At 72.3% G+C, this 14,634-nt stretch carries 11 protein-coding genes; 7 read left to right on the top strand and 4 right to left on the bottom strand.

All coding sequences use genetic code 11. The features are described from left to right. From ACYQ8Q_RS35015 to ACYQ8Q_RS34995, 5 genes are all read left to right on the top strand, one after another. Window positions 1-804: an ABC transporter ATP-binding protein gene (locus ACYQ8Q_RS35015; protein ID WP_460070651.1), complete on the top strand. Its 804-nt coding sequence runs from the start codon at window positions 1-3 to the stop codon at window positions 802-804. Next, a complete protein-coding gene (locus ACYQ8Q_RS35010) occupies window positions 791-1,669 on the top strand; it encodes an ABC transporter permease (RefSeq protein WP_460070650.1) in 879 nt (292 codons plus the stop codon). The genes ACYQ8Q_RS35015 and ACYQ8Q_RS35010 overlap by 14 nt, the downstream gene beginning before the upstream one ends. Before the next feature lie 8 nt (window positions 1,670-1,677). Continuing rightward, complete coding sequence (locus tag ACYQ8Q_RS35005) at window positions 1,678-2,418, top strand: sirohydrochlorin chelatase (protein WP_460070649.1); 741 nt, start codon at window positions 1,678-1,680, stop codon at window positions 2,416-2,418. Window positions 2,419-2,571: 153 nt separating this feature from the next. Next, window positions 2,572-6,546, top strand: coding sequence for a P-loop domain-containing protein (locus ACYQ8Q_RS35000; RefSeq protein WP_460070647.1), 3,975 nt, complete (start codon window positions 2,572-2,574; stop codon window positions 6,544-6,546). Next, a complete protein-coding gene (locus ACYQ8Q_RS34995; protein ID WP_460070646.1) occupies window positions 6,543-7,340 on the top strand; it encodes a serine peptidase in 798 nt (265 codons plus the stop codon). The genes ACYQ8Q_RS35000 and ACYQ8Q_RS34995 overlap by 4 nt, the downstream gene beginning before the upstream one ends. On the opposite strand, the gene ACYQ8Q_RS34990 is transcribed toward ACYQ8Q_RS34995, so the two are convergent. Further along, on the bottom strand, window positions 7,330-8,340 hold the full coding sequence (locus ACYQ8Q_RS34990; protein WP_460070645.1) for a ketopantoate reductase family protein: 1,011 nt from the start codon (window positions 8,338-8,340) through the stop codon (window positions 7,330-7,332). The genes ACYQ8Q_RS34995 and ACYQ8Q_RS34990 overlap by 11 nt on opposite strands. 9 nt (window positions 8,341-8,349) lie before the next feature. Further along, window positions 8,350-8,898 (bottom strand): DUF1697 domain-containing protein, encoded by a 549-nt coding sequence (locus ACYQ8Q_RS34985; protein WP_460070644.1) that lies wholly within the window; start codon window positions 8,896-8,898, stop codon window positions 8,350-8,352. A gap of 246 nt (window positions 8,899-9,144) precedes the next feature. Here ACYQ8Q_RS34985 and ACYQ8Q_RS34980 point away from each other — a divergent pair, with 246 nt between their 5' ends. After that, entirely contained in the window at window positions 9,145-11,397 is a 2,253-nt protein-coding gene (locus ACYQ8Q_RS34980) for an MMPL family transporter (RefSeq protein ID WP_460070643.1), read from the top strand. A gap of 286 nt (window positions 11,398-11,683) precedes the next feature. Further along, the gene (locus ACYQ8Q_RS34975) at window positions 11,684-12,547 is read left to right on the top strand and encodes a phosphotransferase enzyme family protein (RefSeq protein ID WP_460070642.1); all 864 of its coding nucleotides are present in this window, start codon (window positions 11,684-11,686) and stop codon (window positions 12,545-12,547) included. 7 nt (window positions 12,548-12,554) lie between these two features. Here ACYQ8Q_RS34975 and ACYQ8Q_RS34970 read toward each other — a convergent pair whose 3' ends face one another. After that, window positions 12,555-13,280 (bottom strand): exonuclease domain-containing protein, encoded by a 726-nt coding sequence (locus tag ACYQ8Q_RS34970; RefSeq protein WP_460070641.1) that lies wholly within the window; start codon window positions 13,278-13,280, stop codon window positions 12,555-12,557. Window positions 13,281-13,389: 109 nt separating this feature from the next. After that, window positions 13,390-14,628, bottom strand: a complete 1,239-nt coding sequence (locus ACYQ8Q_RS34965) for an SAV2148 family HEPN domain-containing protein (protein WP_460070640.1) — start codon at window positions 14,626-14,628, stop codon at window positions 13,390-13,392. Between the last annotated feature and the right edge of the window lie 6 nt (window positions 14,629-14,634).

Below are 14,634 nucleotides of genomic sequence, written 5' to 3'. Positions count from 1 at the left end.
ATGAGTTCCCAGGAGGTGACGACCATGAGCACGACCCTCGCCAAGGCCGCCGAAACGGTGGAGTACGCGGCACGCCTCGATCACGTATCGAAGTCCTTCGCGGGACCGGGCGGGCAGCAGCTCGTCCTGGACGACATCACCCTCGATGTCGCACCGGGCGAGTTCGTCACCCTCCTGGGGGCCTCGGGCTGTGGCAAGTCGACGCTGCTGAACCTGGTGGCCGGGCTGGACCAGCCCACCGCCGGGTCCATCACGACCGACGGCCGTCCGGCGCTGATGTTCCAGGAGCACGCCCTGTTCCCCTGGCTCACCGCCGGCAAGAACATCGAACTCGCCCTGAAGCTCAGGGGAGTCGCCAAGAACGACCGGCGCGGCCGCGCCGAGGAGCTGCTCGAGCTGGTCCGGCTGAAGGGCGCGTACGGCAAGCGGGTGCACGAGCTGTCCGGCGGTATGCGCCAGCGGGTGGCGATGGCCCGGGCGCTCGCCCAGGAGAGCCAGCTGCTGCTGATGGACGAGCCGTTCGCGGCGCTGGACGCCATCACCCGGGACGTGCTGCACGACGAGCTGACCCGGATCTGGACGGAGACGGGCCTGTCGGTCCTGTTCGTCACGCACAATGTGCGCGAGGCGGTGCGGCTCGCCCAGCGGGTGATCCTGCTGTCGTCCCGGCCGGGTCGGATCGCGCGCGAGTGGGTGGTCGACATCCCGCAGCCGCGCCGTATCGAGGACGCCCCCGTGGCGGAACTGTCCCTGGAAATCACCGATGTCCTGCGTGGGGAGATCCGCCGTCATGGCCAGCACTGAGACGAAGTCCGCCGACTCCGGGAGCGTCGAGGCCGGTCTCGACGCGCTGGACGGGGTCACCGCCACCGGCCGGACGCCGTTCGCGCGGACCTTCGTGGACAAGATCCTGCCGCCGATCCTGGCGACCCTGCTGCTGCTGGTCGTCTGGCAGATCGCGTTCAAGGTCGTCGACGACCCGACCAAGCTGGTGGCGCCCGGGGACGTCTGGCAGACGCTGAAGACGGCCTGGCTCGAGGGCACGCTGCTCGGCTACATCTGGACGAGCGTCTCGCGCGGTCTGCTCGGCTTCCTCTTCGCGCTCGCCATCGGCACCCCGCTGGGGCTGCTGGTGGCACGGGTGAAGTTCGTCCGGGCGGCGATCGGTCCGATCCTGTCCGGGCTCCAGTCCCTGCCGTCGGTGGCGTGGGTGCCGCCGGCCGTGCTGTGGCTGGGTCTGAACAACTCGATGATGTACGCGGTGATCCTGCTGGGCGCGGTCCCCTCGATCGCCAACGGGCTGGTGTCCGGCGTCGACCAGGTGCCGCCGCTGTTCCTGCGGGCCGGCCGCACCATGGGCGCGACGGGCGTCAAGGGCACCGTGTACATCACGCTGCCGGCCGCGCTGCCGGGCTATGTGGCCGGTCTGAAGCAGGGCTGGGCGTTCTCGTGGCGGTCGCTGATGGCGGCGGAGATCATCGCCTCCTTCCCCGACCTCGGCGTGGGCCTGGGCCAGCTCCTGGAGAACGGCCGCAACGCCAGCGACATGGGCATGGTGTTCGAGGCGATCCTGCTCATCCTGTTCGTCGGCATCGCCATCGACCTGCTGATCTTCAGCCCGCTGGAGCGCTGGGTGCTGCGCAGCCGCGGCCTGCTGGTGAAGGGCTGATCCTCAGGATGCGCACCGGGCCGGTCCTCCTCGTCGTCGCCCACGGCAGCCGCGATCCGCGGCACGCCGCGACCGTGCACGCCCTCGTGCGGCGGGTACGGTCGCTGCGGCCGGGGCTGCGCGTGGAGACCGGCTTCCTGGACTTCACCCTCCCCTCCGTGCACGGGGTGCTGGAGTCCCTGGCGGCCGAGGGCGTACGCGACGTCGTCGCCCTCCCGCTGCTGCTCACCCGCGCCTTCCACGCGAAGGCGGACATCCCGGCGGTCCTGCGGGACGCGCCGCCGCGGCTGCGGATCCGGCAGGCCGAGGTGCTCGGTCCGTCGCCGCTGCTGCTGCGGGCGCTGGACCGGCGGCTGTACGAGGCGGGCCTGACGCCCGCCGACAAGTCCTCGACCGGGGTCGTGCTGGCCTCGGCGGGGTCCACGGACCCGGAGGCGATCGCAGTGATCGCAGCAATCGCGCGGGAGTGGCGGCACACCGGTTGGTGCGCCGTGCGGCCTGCGTTCGCCTCCGCATCCCTGCCGCGCACCGAGGACGCGGTGCGCGCACTGCGCGAGCTGGGCTGCGCCCGCGTCGCCGTCGCGCCGTACGTCCTGGCGCCCGGCCGCCTCCCGGACCGCATCGCCCGCGGCGCGGCCGACGCGGACGTCCTGGCCGAGGTCCTGGGCCCGGCGCCCGAGGTGGCGCGGCTGCTGCTGGACCGGTACGACGCGGCACGGCGGCCGGCCCTCGCGGCGGTCGGGGCCTGAACGACCGCCGCGGGGCGTTCCGGCACCTGAGGGTGCGCATTCCGGCTGACGGCGTGTGGGGTGCCACGCGATCCGATAGCGTCGGGAGGTCGTGCCGGGGGGGTGTGACCCTCCGGGCGGTCGTGGGTCCGTACGGTGCGCGGGGGAGACGTGGTGGACGAGTCGGTGGGCGGGACGGCCGAGGACCGCCGTACCCCCCGGGTGTTCTTGCTGTCGATCGGTGTCGGGAGCTTCGACGAGGGCGGCACCGAGGAGGAGCTCGGTTTCGTCGCCGGACGGGTGGAGGAGGTCGCCAAGGCCTTCGAGCGGTTGAACGCCGAGGTGGAGACCGCACTCGACCTGGACGAGGACGAGATCGAGACGCTGCTGCGCGGACGTCTGGTCAAGGAGCCGCCCCCCGCCGAGGTGATCGTCGTCCACCTCGTGGGGCATGGACGGGTGGACCGTGGAGCGCGGCTGTCGTTCGTCGCGCGGGACGACCGTGAGGTGGACGTCGACCGCTGGATCGAGAAGGCCCAGCAGGAGGTGGAGCGGGGCGGGAACCGGCGGCGGGTCGTCTTCCTGGTGGACACCTGCTCGGCGGGGACGGCGACGGGACGCCAGCCGTTCACCGAGCTGGACGTGGAGCGGGGGGTGTGGGCGCTGGGGGCGTGCGTCGCCGACACCCCCACCGAGCGGGGGCGGTTCAGCGGCTGGGTCGCCGCCGCGCTGCACCGGCTGGCGGACCGGGACTTCGCCCTCGACGAGGAGTCGGTCCCGTTCGGCCGGTTCGTGCACGAGGTGATCCGGGTCAACCGCAAGGACGCGGCGGGGCTGCGGCTGTCGCTGGGCTTCCACCTCGAACAGGGCGACGCGGACTGGCCGTTCCTGCCGAACCCTCGGCTGGTGGGGCTGACGGATGAGCAACGGCGGCTGCGGCAGCGGTCGTTGGGGCATGTGCCCGGCGAAGGCGTCACGAACCCCTCCGGCTCGGGGGACCAACAGGTCGACGACTCGGCCTACTTCGCCGACCGTGCCTCGGGACGTGGACTCGTCCCGACCGACACCGGTGCCGGGTTCTTCTCCGGCCGGGCGGCGGAGCTGGAGCAGTACACCACCTGGCTGGCCGGGGACGGCCGGCTGCTGACGGTGACGGGCGCGGCGGGGGCGGGCAAGTCCGGACTGCTCGGGGTGATCGTCTGCGCCGCCGATCCGGCGCTGCGGCAGCGGTACCGGGAGCTGTGGGAGTCGGCGGGGCGGGAACTGCCCGAGGTACCCGGGGTGGTGGCGGTGCATGCGCGGCAGCGGACGGCTCAGCAGGTGGTGGAGGCCGTCGCCTCCCTCGTGGGGCTGGAGCGGCCGACGCGCGACGGGAAGCTGATCGCCACTCCCCGGTCGGCGGGGGGACCGGGGGTGCTGCCCTGGAACGCGCGGCGGCTGGGCACAGCACTCGCCGAGGAGGGCGAGGACCGTCTCCTCGTGATCGACGCGGTCGACGAGAGCAGCGAGCCCCAGGAGGTGCTGCATCTGGTGGCCGACCTCCTGTCCTCGGGCCGCGGCAAGGGGACGAGGCCGTGCAGGATCCTGCTCGGGGGCCGACAGGAGGTCGTCACCGCGCTGCACGCGCTCGAACAGACGGCGGACGTCACGAGCGAGCGCATCGACCTCGACACGGCCGCCCCCGTCATGGTGGAGCACGACGTGCAGCGCTACATCCACGCGATGCTCCGGGCCAGGGAGCCCTACGTCTCCGGTGGCCCGGCGGACTTCGTCGACGTGCTGGCGAAGCGGGGCGCGCAGTACATCGTCCGCGGCGGCCGCCCGAACGGGCCCTGGGGGCCGTTCCTCCTCGCCGGTCTGTACGTCCACTTCCTGCTGACGCTGAAGCACCCGCCCCGGGACGAGGCGGGCGCCGCCACCTACGCGAAGGCGGCCTCGGCCGACCTGCCCTCCCTGCTCGAATCGATCCTGACCACCCGGCGTCAGGACTTTCCCGCCCTGCGAGCCGTGCTCGCGGTGCTGGCCCGCTCCCGTGGCGCCGGTATGCCCCGCACGGTGCTGCACCGCTGTCTGCGCGCCCTGGACGCCCAGGACATCGCCGACGAGGGTCTGCGCGACACGCTGTGGGAGGCCTCGCCGTTCCTGCGCTACGGCACCGACCCGCAGAGCGGGGAGACCCTGTACCGGCTCTTCCACCAGGGGCTGGTCGACTATCTGCGGGACCACCCCGTGAGCGAGGATCCCCTGGACGAGGCGGAGGGGACCGGCCTGGAGCGGCAGCTGCTCGCCGAGCTCGTCGGCCCCTTCGCGGGAGGCACGGAGCAGGGCGAGGATCTCTGGGAGGCGGCCGAGGACGAGCCGTACGTCCTGCGGCACGCGCTGGGGCATGCCGCACAGGCCGGCTCGGTGGCCCATGCCGAGGCGCTCCTCACCGACCCCTGCTTCCTGGTCCGCTTCGATCCCAGGGAGGACCACCGGGCGATGGACCTCGTCCGTTCCGAACAGGCGACGAACTGTCTGACATTGCTCAGCGCCTCCTGGCGCACGCACGCCCGGCTGCGCAGCGCGTCCGACAGGGCGGCCGTGTTCGCCTTCGACGCCGAGCGGCTGGGACTCGCCGACCTCCGGCGGGAGTTCACCGGGATCGCCCGCCGGTCGGCGGTACGACCGGAGGCCGCGGGGCACGCCCTCCGGTGGGCCGAGGGTGGTCCGCCCGTGTCCGGGAGTCGATTCGTCGATGCCAGGAACGGTGTTCAGCACCTCGCCTTCTCGCCTGACGGGGGCTTGTTGGCCCTCGCCACCTGGAGCGGGATCGGCCTGCTGGAGACGGAGACCTGGAAGCCGGTCATCCCCCAGCTCAATCGGCCGGGAGTCGACATCGTCAACAGGGTCGCCTTCTCTCCGGACGGCCGGCTGATCGCCCTCGCCAGGCCGTCGTTCAGGCGGAGCATCCAGCTCTGGGACGTACACAACCAGGTGTTCGCCGGACCGCCCTGGGACTGCAGAACCGGCGCCGCCACCGCGCTGGCCTTCTCGCCGGACAGCCGTCGGCTCGCAGTGGGCAGCAAGGAGCACGGCGTATCGGTGTGGGACATCGTCGACGGCCGGCCGACGGAACGCACGCGCCGGGAGGCGGGCGAGGAGGTCGACGATGTGGAGGAGGTGCGCGACGTGGCCTTCAGCCCTGACGGATCGTTCCTGGTCGTGTGCGGCACCGCCGGAGTCACCCTGTGGGAGCCCGCACAGGACCGGTGGACGCCTCTGACGCGCACGCCGTCCTCCGCGGTCGCGTTCTCGCCGGACGGCTGCTTCCTGGCCACCGCCTCCCCCGGCAGTGTGTCGCTGCGGTCCGTCGCCACGCGGGAGATCGTTGCGCACATCGGTACCGGTACCGACAGCGACATCGACATCGACATCGCCTTCACTCCCGACGGTTCTCTGTTGGCCCTGGGCTGCTGGCGGTCACTGAACATCGTGGACGTGAAGGAAGCCCGGGTGGTCAACCGGCTGGAGGCGGATAACCAATTCACCTCCATCGCCGTCCACCCGGCCACCGGGGTGCTCGTCAGCGCCGAGCAGAACCGGGGCCTGAAACTGTGGAAGGACTTCGGCCGAGAAGCACGGACTCCGCGATTGCCGCACTTCGACGGGGAGACCGTCGTCGGCTGCCCCAAGGGGCGGTTCATCGCCGTCCATGAACGCGGGAGCGGACGGCTCACCCTCCGCGATCCCGCCACCGGCCGAGTGCTCACCGAGGGGAGACTGAACCGCCGTGTGAAAGAGCTCGTCTTCTCACCCGACGGCAGTGTCCTGGCAGCGATGGCATCCCCTGAGATGTACGTCTTCCGCCGAGGGCCTGCCGATGAACTTCCCTCACCCGAGACCGTTCACATCGGCGATCCCGGACGCCGTTTTCCCTTGATGTTCTCCGCCGACAGCAAGCTCATGGCCCTCGCGTTCAGGGACGAGACCGCACCCGTCCTCACGGTCTGGGACACCTCGACCCTGCGCCCCTGCTCACGCGTTCCCCTCGCCGATGAGCCCGAGGCCTACGGATTCGCCGGCCCCGACCACCTCTACGTCGTGCTGAACGGCGCCCTGGCCACCTACTCCCTGACCGCCAACCCCCCGAAGGACACCCCCGCATGACCCGCACCCTAGGCATCCACGGCGTCCGCACCTACAAGGCCGCCGACCTCACCCCCGCCCTCGGCGCCGCCCGGCTGCGTGCCGACTGGCAGGGTGCGCTCGGCGGCGCGGTCCCCTCGCTCGACCTGGAGGCCGCCTACTACGCCGACCTGCTGCGCAGCGAGCGGCAGGGAGAGGAGTTGAGCGACGCCGAGGTGGCGCTGGTGGAGCACTGGGCGGCCGCCTGGGGCGTCGCGCCCGACGGGGTGCAGGGGCGGGCCACCGGCTGGCTGCGGTGGATCTGCGGGGAGGTCGCCCGGCGCAGCGGGGAGAGGCCCGCGGTGGTCGAGAAGAGCGTGCGGCTGGTGTTCCCGGAAGTCGCCCGGTACTTCGCCGACCGCCGGGCGCACGTGCTGGAGCGGGTGCGGGAAGCCCTGCTGCGCCACCGCCCCGAAGTCGTCGTCGCCCACTCGCTCGGCAGTGTCGTGGCCTACGAGGCACTGCACGGCCTCGGCGAAGCGCTCGACGTACAGCTGCTGCTCACCCTCGGTTCGCCCCTCGCCCTCCCCCATGCGATCTTCCATCGGCTCGACCCCGCGCCACAGGGCGGGTTCGGCGCGAAGCCCGGCAATGTGCGGCGGTGGGTGAACCTCGCCGACGTCGGGGACTTCGTCGCCGTACCGAAGGGTGAACTCGCCCGGGTCTTCCCGGAGGTGGAGCAGTTGCCGGACGTCAGCATCGCGCCGTGGTGGCCGCACGGCGTCCTGGACTATCTGCGGCATCCGAGCGTGGGCGCGGCGCTGCTCAGCCGCTGACGGTGTCGGCCAGGCGTACCAGCTCCTGCACCGACAGCGCCCCCGGTGCCTTCCGCTCCCGTGCGGATGCGTTCGCCAGCCGCTGGAGGAGTTCGTTCAGCGGGGTCGGTACGCCGTGCAGCCGGCCGAGGAGGACGATCTCGCCGTTGAGGTAGTCGGCCTCGATGGTGCCGGCGCCCCGGCTCAGGGACTGCCAGGAGGAGCCGCCGCCGCGCGGGACGCCGTCGAGGGGGACGAGGGTGACCTTGTCGCCGCGCACGGCGCGCTGTTCCTCGGGGCTCGCGTGTGCGATGCCCGCCGCGTCGAGCACGGCCGCGCCCTCCGCCCGGACCCGGGCGAACAGCGCCTCGGCCAGCGGGTCGCCGCCCAGACCGCCGGCGACCGCCTCCAGCGCGTTGCCCAGGTTGGACAGCAGCTTGGCGTACTGCCAGCGGGCCACGTCCTCGACGACCGGGGCCTCGAAGTGGGCCTTCTCCAGGTCGGCGGCGATCCGGCGGGCGGTGTCGTCGGTGCCGTGCGGGTGGCGGCCGAGGTGGAGGATGCCGGTGAGCGGGCTGCCGGCGGCGGAGACGACGCCGGGTTCGACATGGGTGGAGGGCAGCCAGACGCAGACGCCGTACACCTGACGGAAGCGGCGCAGGGCCAGGCGCTGGCTCTCGACCCCGTTCTGCGCGCAGACCAGGGGCAGCCGCTCGGCGGCCGTGCCGCCGCCCTCGACCGGGGCCGGGCCCCAGGTGCCGAGGGCCGCCTCGCTGTCCTGGGTCTTCACGGCGAGGACGAGGACGTCGTCGGCGCGCAGTACGCCGAGTTCCCGCGGTCCGCCGACGACGGGCAGCCGCTGTGTCAGCTCACCCTGCGGCACCCTCAGCCGCAGCCCGCCCTCCTTCAGCGCCGCCGCGTGGGCGCCCCGGGCGACCAGGACGACCTCCTGTCCGGCCTCCGCCAGCCGTCCGCCGACGGTGCCGCCGACCGCCCCTGCCCCGATGATGATGTAGCGCATGGGACGAGCCTACGGTTCCGTCATCTCCACCAGTTTCAGCACGGTGTTCCAGTTCCGGCTGGTCGCCACCAGGCCCTTGGTGAAGCGGGGCCTCGACAGCAGCTCCGCGAGCTTGGAGCGGCCGAGGCCGTCGGGGACGTACAGGTACAGCGCGCGGTCGCCGAGGCGGAACTCCTCGGGCAGATGGGCGGCCCGGTCGATCTCCGCGAAGCGCTCGGCGTCGACGGGCGCGGAGAAGTAGGTCACGTGGAGCTGCTTGGGCTGGAGGCCGGCGGCGGGGAACGGGCAGGCCTCGGCGATCGTCTTCAGGTACGCGTGGTCGCGGACGAGGACGTCGACGTCGAAGCCGAACTCCTGCGCGATCGCCGCGGCCAGTTCGGCGGCGAGGCTCTCCTCGTCGCCGTGGGCCGAGGAGAAGACGGCCTGGCCGCTCTGGAGATAGGTGCGGACGTCGCCGTATGCGAGCCCTTGCATGAGGGTGCGGAGGTCGGCCATCGGGAGCTTTCTGGCTCCGCCCACGTTGATCCCGCGCAGCAGGGCCGCGTACGTCGTCGTCATGCCTCTCACCCTAGGGTCCGCAGGCGGTGGCGGCGGAGCCGAACCCTGGTGCCCGTCCCCGAGATCACAAGATAGATGTAGGGGGCCACCTCCTCCCCTGCGGTGAGTCGGCCCGCTCCGAGGGGAGGACCCCGCCCGCCCGCACTTCACCGGGGAGCACGACGAGAAGGCTTTATCCGGCCCATACCTTCGAATCGAAAGGTGGCGGCAGGGGGCTGCCACCGCTCACGAGGGGGCAGGCCCGTCATGGCACATGGAGATACGCGGGTACGGGGCCTGGCGGCCCGGGCCGGCGGCTGGAGCGCACGCCACCGATGGGCCGCCGTCGGCATCTGGGTGCTGTTCGTCGTCCTGGCCATGGGCATCGGGTCGGCGGTGGGCACGGTCGACGTCAAGGAGAGCGACCAGCTCGGGGGCGAGACCCACACCGCGGCGAAGATCATCGAGGACGCGGGCATCGAGGAGCCGGCCGGCGAGACCGTGCTGGTCCAGGCAAAGGGCGGGTCGCTCAAGGCGACCGACGCCGAGTTCCGCTCCGCGGTCGCCGCGGTCGTCACGGCAGTGGAGGGGACCGGGAAGGTCACCGACGTGACTTCGCCGTACGACACGGACACGATCTCGAAGGACGGACGCAGCGCGCTCGTGCAGTTCGACATGCGCGGTGACTCCGACACGGCCGGCGAGCGGGTCGAGCCGGTGCTGAAGGCGGTCGCCGGGGTGCAGAAGGAGCACTCCTCGCTGCGGATCGAGGAGATCGGCGGCGCCAGCATGATGAAGACGTTCGACGACGCGTTCGGCGACGACTTCCAGCAGGCCGAGCTCTCCGCGGTGCCGGTGGCGCTGGGCATTCTGCTGATCGCGTTCGGCGCGCTGGTGGCCGCGCTGCTGCCGGTGGCGCTGGCGCTCACCGCGATCATGGCGACGACCGGTCTGATGGCGATCGTCAGTCACTTCCAGCCGATGGACGACACCGCCAGCTCGGTGATGCTGCTGGTGGGTCTGGCCGTGGGGGTCGACTACTGCCTGTTCTATCTGCGCCGGGAGCGTGAGGAGCGGGCCGCGGGGCGGGACGCGGGGACCGCGCTCAGGATCGCGGCGGCGACCAGCGGCCGGGCCGTGATCGTCTCCGGTGTCACGGTGTGTGTGGCGATGGCGGGCATGCTGTTCACCGGGCTCGCCACGTTCGAGGCGATGGGACTGGCCTCGCTGATGGTGGTGGCGGTCGCGATGGTCGGTTCGGTGACCGTGCTGCCCGCGCTGCTGTCGCTGCTCGGCGAGCGGGTGGAGAAGGGCCGTCTGCCGTTCCTGAAGCGGCGGCGCGCGCAGACCGGCGAGCAGGGCAGCCGGTTCTGGTCGGCCGTCCTCAAGGGGGTGCTCGCCAAGCCCGTCGTCTCCGTGCTGGTCGCGGCCGGCGCGCTGCTGGCCGTCGCGGCTCCGGCGCTCGGCATGAAGACGCAGAACCTCACCCTGGACCAGGAGTTCGGCGACTCGCTGCCGATCGTGCAGACGTACAACCGGGTCAACGAGGCCTTCCCGGGCGGCTCCGAGCCGGCCACGGTCGTGGTGAAGGCCGACGACATCAACTCCTCGGAGGTGAAGGACGCGCTCGCCGCGTTCAAGGAGCAGGCGGTCAGCTCGGGCGCCTCGCGCGGCCCGGTGGAGATCAAGCTGCACGACGCGCAGAACGTCGCGTTCGTCTACGTCCCGCTGGTCGGCGGCTCCGACCAGGACAAGGCGGGCGCGAGCCTGGACATCCTGCGCGACGAGGTGCGGCCGGCCACGCTCGGCAAGGTCGACGGGGTGCAGGCGCCGATCACCGGTCAGGTCGCGGGCAACCAGGACTTCAACGACCAGCTGATCGGCTCGGTCGTCCCGGTCTTCGCGTTCGTGGTGGTCTTCGCCTTCCTGCTGATGCTGCTGTCGTTCCGCTCGCTGACGGTCGCGATCACCTCGATCGTGCTCAACCTGCTGTCGGTGGGGGCCGCCTACGGCATCCTGGTCGCGGTCTTCCAGCACGGCTGGGGTGCCTCGCTGGTGGGCGCGGAGGGCGTCGGCGCGATCATCACCTGGCTGCCGCTGTTCCTCTTCGTGATCCTTTTCGGTCTGTCGATGGACTACCACGTGTTCGTGGTGTCGCGGATCCGTGAGGCGCGGATGCGGGGGCGCAGCACGAACGAGGCCATCCAGCACGGTGTCGTCACCACGGCGGGTGTCGTGACCAGCGCCGCCGTGATCATGGTCGCCGTGTTCGCGATCTTCGGAACGCTGTCCATGCAGTCCATGAAGCAGATGGGCGTGGGCCTCGCGGCGGCCGTGCTGATCGACGCGACGATCATCCGGGGTGTGCTGCTCCCGGCGGTGATGGCCCTGCTCGGCGAGCGCAACTGGTACCTGCCCGGCTGGCTGGGCTGGCTGCCGGACATGACGCACGACGAGTCCGCGGAGGCCGTCGCGGGCGGGGCCGCGCGCGACGACGAGGGCGAGCGGCTGCCCGTCTGATCCCGGCTGCACGATCCGGGGGCCCGTCGGTCACAGGGGAACCGACGGGCCCTCCTCGTGTGTCCGCGCGGACCAGGGCCTGTCGTTCGGATCATGTCGCGGGCGCGGGGTCTGGCCTCGATTACGACAGTGCGGGTCAGCGCCGGTAGCGGGCGAGCGCGAGGTTGCCGTCCCGCTGCGGCCGGGTGCGCGGTCCGTCGAGGTCGACGGCTCCGCCGCAGTACTCCTGAAAGGCCGGGGCCTGGGGGAATGCGAGACTGGCCGGAATCGACCGAGGAGGCGGACGGTGGACGAGGCAAGGGCGCGGGACGTACTGGCCGGGGCGGAGGTACTGCCCGGTCCGGCGCGGGACGCTCGGCTCCTCGCCCTGGGGGAGAACGCGGTGTTCGCCGCCGGTGACCTGGTGGTGAAGGTGGGCCGGGACGCCGAACTGCTGGACCGGGCGCGGCGCGAGCTGGACATCGCCGCCTGGCTGGCCGAGGCCGGTGTCCCCGCCGTAAGGGCGGCCGGGCCCGAGCCACTGCTGGTGGAGGGGCATCCGGTGACGGTGTGGCACCGGCTGCCCGATGCCGTACGGCCTGCCGAGCCGCGGGATCTGGCCGAACTGCTGCGGTCGGTGCACGCCCTGCCCACTCCCTCCTTCGGTCTGCCGCCCCGGGATCTGCTGTCCGGGGTGGAGCGCTGGCTGCGGCTCGCCGGTGACGCGATCGACCCGGCGGACGCGGCGTATCTGCGCGAGCGCCGCGACGGCTTCGCGGCGGCCGCCGGCGCTCTGGTCCCCCAGCTGCCGCCGGGCCCGATCCACGGCGACGCGCTGCCGCGCAATGTGCACGTGGGCCCCGACGGTCCGGTCCTGGTCGATCTGGAGACCGTCTCGGCGGACCTGCGGGAGCACGACCTGGTGGTGATGGCCCTCTCCCGCGACCGCTACGGCCTGCCCGCGGACGCCTATGACTCCTTCACCGCCGCCTACGGCTGGGACGTACGGGAGTGGGAGGGCTGTGCGGTGCTGCGGGGCGCCCGGGAGACGGCGAGCTGCGCCTGGGTCGCCCAGCACGCGCCCGCCAACCCCAAGGCGCTCACGGAGTTCGAGCGGAGGGTGGCATCGCTGCGAGACGGGGATGCGGCAGTGCGCTGGTACCCCTTCTGAGCCGGTCCTACTTGGCGCCGCTGTCGGCCGGTTCGCGGACCGGCCAGGAGGCGTCCACCACCGCGTCCGTCTCGCCCTTGCGGCGCAGGAAGCTCTGGAAGTCCGCCGCCCAGTCCGCGTACCACTCGATCTGGCGGCGGTGCAGCTCCGCCGGGCCGAGGGCGCCGACCTTGGGGTGGCGGACGGCTATCGCGCAGGCCAGCCGGGCGGCGGCGAGGGCGTCGGCGGAGGCGTCATGGGCGGAATCCAGGGTGACGCCGTACTCGGCGCAGACCGCTTCGAGGTTGCGCTTGCCGCGGCGGTAGCGGTCGGCCCAGCGGTCGATGGTGTACGGGTCGACGACCGGCGCCGGGTCGAGTCCGCCGAGCCGGTCGCGCAGGGAGGGCAGGCCATGGCGGCGCAGTTCGGCGGAGAGCAGGGTCAGGTCGAAGGTCGCGTTGTAGGCGACGACCGGGACGCCGGTGCGCCAGTAGCCCGTGAGGACGTCGGCGATCGCGTCCGCGACCCGGTCGGCGGGGCTGCCCTCGGCGGCGGCCCGCTCATTGCTGATCCCGTGCACGGCGACCGCGTCGGCCGGGATCTCCACGCCCGGGTCCGCCAGCCACTCCTTGCGCCCGAGGACCTGTCCGTCCCCGACCTCGATCACGGCGCCCGTGACGATGCGCGCCTCGCGCGGATCCGTCCCGGTCGTCTCCAGGTCGAAGCCGACGAGCAGCTCCCGGTACCAGGCCATGACGGCCCCCCTTCTCGGTGGTGCTTTCCCCCTGTGGTCTCCACCTTCGCACGGGGCACTGACAATCAGGGGACCGCGTTCCGCCGTCCGCGCCGGGCCGTCGGATGATTCAGGACACAGGCCGCGAATCCGCCCAGGCCAGTTCGAACTCCTCGCGATAGGCGGCGAAAAGGCCCCCTTCGTCCACCTCGCCCGGCTTGACCACCCGGTTGCCCCCGCGCAGCACCAGCACCGGCGCCTCCATGCCCCGCATGCGCCGCAGATAGGACTGGACGACCGCGACGCCGTCGGTGCCGTCGCCGTCCACGAGGTAGGCCGTGAAGCGGGGCGTCTCGTCGTACACCTGGATCTGGAAGGCGCCCGGGTCGCGCAGCCGGGAGCGGACGCGCCGCATGTGGAGGATGTTCATCTCCACCGAGCGGCTGAGTTCGCCCCGTTTCATCCCGAGTTCGCGCTCCCGGCGCTTGACCGAGCTGGAGGCCGGGTTGAGGAAGAGCAGCCGGACCCGGGCGCCCGCCTCGGCGAGGCGGACCAGACGGCGGCCGGAGAAGTTCTGCACCAGCAGGTTGAGCCCGATGCCGATGGCGTCGATGCGGCGCGAGCCGTCGAAGATGTCCTCGGCCGGGAACTGGCGCAGCAGCCGGACCCGGTCGGGGTGGACGGCGACCACGTCCGCGTACCGGTCGCCGACGAGGTCCTCGACCGCGTCCACGGGCAGCCGGCGCGCGGACGGCACGTCGCCGCCGGTGCCGAGCATCTCCAGGAGCCGCGCCGAGGCCCGCTCGGCCTGGCCCAGGACGGCCTCGGAGAGCGCCCGGTTGCGGGAGACGACATTGCGGGTCACCTCCAGCTCGTCCAGGGCGAGTTCGACGTCCCGGCGGTCGTCGAGGTAGGGCTCGAAGCACGGCCAGTGCTGCACCATCAGCTCGCGCAGCTGGGGCAACGTCAGGAAGGAGATGACGTTGTCGTCGGCCGGGTCGAGCAAGTAGCCCTTGCGGCGGCTGACTTCACGGACCGCGACGGCGCGCTGCACCCATTCCTGGCCGGCGGGGCCGGCCGCGGCGACCACCCATTCGTCGCCGTGGACGGGTTCGTAGATGGGCCGCAGCACGGCGGCCACCACGGCGCGCAGCCGCTGTTCGACGAGGTTCAGCCATATGTAGGCCCGGCCGGCCCGCTGGGCGCGGGTGCGCACCTCGCGCCAGGCGTCGGCGTCCCAGTCCAGCTCCGGGCCGATGGCGTTGGTCTCCATCGGCCGGGCCAGGGACACCGTTCCGGGCGGGACCTCTGTGGAGTTCCCCTCGTGACCCTCGTCACCAGGGGGCAGCTCCAGCCCTCCCGAGCCCACCCAAGC

Source organism: Streptomyces sp. YKOK-I1, from assembly GCF_054660435.1.
The sequence above is the reverse complement of the archived record's forward strand: the minus strand, read 5'-3'. Positions and strand labels throughout refer to the sequence as shown.